Source organism: Streptococcus halitosis, from assembly GCF_023147855.1.
GTDB lineage: Bacteria > Bacillota > Bacilli > Lactobacillales > Streptococcaceae > Streptococcus > Streptococcus halitosis_B.
The window spans coordinates 1-2,193 of the sequence record NZ_JAHXOP010000009.1 but is presented as its reverse complement, the minus strand read 5'-3'; the positions used below and the strand labels follow the sequence as shown (position 1 = coordinate 2,193).

The window sequence follows — 2,193 nt, the reverse complement described above, 5'->3', positions numbered from 1 at the left end:
GTGGTGTTGGCAACTGCTTAGGAGTTGGTGCTACCGGCGGAGTTGGCAATGGATCATAATTTGGCTCTTCTGGTTTTGATGGCTCTGGTTGATCTGGAGTCTTAACTGGTGGAGTTGGCTCATTTTCATAGCTTGGTGCTACTGGAGCAGGTTCCAATGGTTTCTCTGTCTCATATGTTGGCTCTTCTGGTTTTGATGGCTCTGGTTGATCTGGAGTTTTTACCGGTGGAGTTGGCTCATTTTCGTAGCTTGGTGCTACTGGTGCTGGCTCCAATGGCTTCTCTGTCTCATATGTTGGCTCTTCTGGTTTTGATGGCTCTGGTTGATCCGGAGTTTTAACTGGTGGAGTTGGCTCATTTTCATATGTTGGTACTACTGGTGCTGGCTCCAATTGTTTTTCCACTTCATAAGTAGGAGCTTGTGGTTCAGTTGGCGCTACTGGTGGAGTTGGTTTTTCCTTAGTAATTTTCGGAACGTTAACCGCACGAATCTTACCATTGAGTGAGTACCAAATGTTTGGTCTTTTACCTTCGGTATTATCTTTTCCAGAAACAACTGGCATTTCAGATTCAGGCATTACTAGAGTAGCAGAGATAGCCCCTACTGTTATGCTATTGTTTGGACCAGACATACGGATGGCACCAGCTCCATACCAAGAGTTAGGTGCATCTGATGAATCCCAACCTGAACCAGGTTGACTATTTTTATACATGGTCCAACGAGATCCACCTTCGCCTTGTTTAAAGTTCAAGGTTTTAGTAGCATAAATCATGCCATTCTTTTCACCGATAGATGAGCCAGAGATTTTGACAAACTTACCACTATAATCCTTGGCCATTTCAATGGAGTTGTGCTCACGGTTAAGTGAGGCTACAGAAAGAAGGGCGTTATCAAAATTAATTGGCTGATCATTTTCATCATAGAAGGTGAATTCATTTTTAATAAAGATGGATGTGTCCTTTTCAGCTACACCAGTATAGGCTGAAGCAAAGACACCTAGAGTTGGATCGGTAAAGACACCTAACCAAGCCTTGTCAACATTTTTGAATTTTGAATCGGAATCAAGTGTATACTTGAAGACGACCTTAGAAATCTTTTTACCATTATAGTAAGATTTTTCAAGATTTGTATAGGTAGCTGTCACGCTTTGACCGCGTTTCAAGAGGACAGATGCAAATTTTACCTCTGTGTTATTGCCGACAGTGGTTGTCCAACCAGCCTTAGCCCCGAAATTGCCGTAAAGTTCCATGGAAGAAGTCACATCATCGGCTTGTTGAAGGTAACTAACATTAAGGTTATCAGGCTGAAGAATCTTTTTAGAATATTGAGCTGTATCATGACTAAAGGCCTCATCAACTGCAGAAGCTTTCAGCATTTTTCCATTTGTTGTCAATGATAACTGTGCATTTGGCTCTGAATCATACACTAAGCTTTGAGCAGACGGCTCTGTCAAGTTACCATCTTCGTTTTTATGATTTTCAAGTTTTGCAAGGGCAGCCGCTATAGCAGCTTGTTCGTCTTTATACTCTTGCAATTTTCTTGGATAATCTGCTAAATCTTTTTGATATTTAGCAAGGTCTGACTGATACTTTAATAGCTTAGCTTCATAGTTAGCCTTAGCTTGTGCGTTGCGTTGCTTGATTTCTTCATTCTCAGCTTTAATCGCTGCATTTTTTGCCTTATTGTCTTCAACAGCCTTTTCATAGGCTGCTTTTGCATCGGTATTTGCTTTTTGAACGCGAGCTAGTTCTGTCTGATAAGCTGCTAGCTTAGTTTGGTAGTCTGTTTCGTTAGCTGCATTCGCTTGTTTAACTTCCGCCAAATCTGCTTCGTATTTCTTCATCGCAGCTTCATAAGTCGATTTTGCAGCGGCGTTACGTTGCTTAATCGCTTCATTTTCAGCTTGAATGGCTGCATTTTTAGCTGTGTTTTCTTTTACTGCTTTATCATAAGCCTCTTTAGCTTCCGCATTTGCCTTTTGAACTCGAGCCAATTCTGTCTGATAAGCTGCTAATTTAGCTTGATAATCAGCATCATTATCCGCCTTAGCTTTCTTAACAGCTGCAAGATCTGCTTCATACTGCTTCATTGCCGCTTCATAAGTCGCTTTTGCAGTTTCATTACGTTGTTTAATCGCTTCATTTTCAGCTTGAAGCGCTGCATTCTTTGCAGTGTTTTCTTTTACTGCTTTAT

General features: G+C 41.2%; 1 protein-coding gene. It reads right to left on the bottom strand.

All coding sequences use genetic code 11. The annotated features are described in order from the left end of the window. Positions 1-2,193 (bottom strand): GbpC/Spa domain-containing protein (locus KZX55_RS09130; RefSeq protein ID WP_282437552.1); only part of this gene is annotated, 2,193 nt, incomplete at both ends.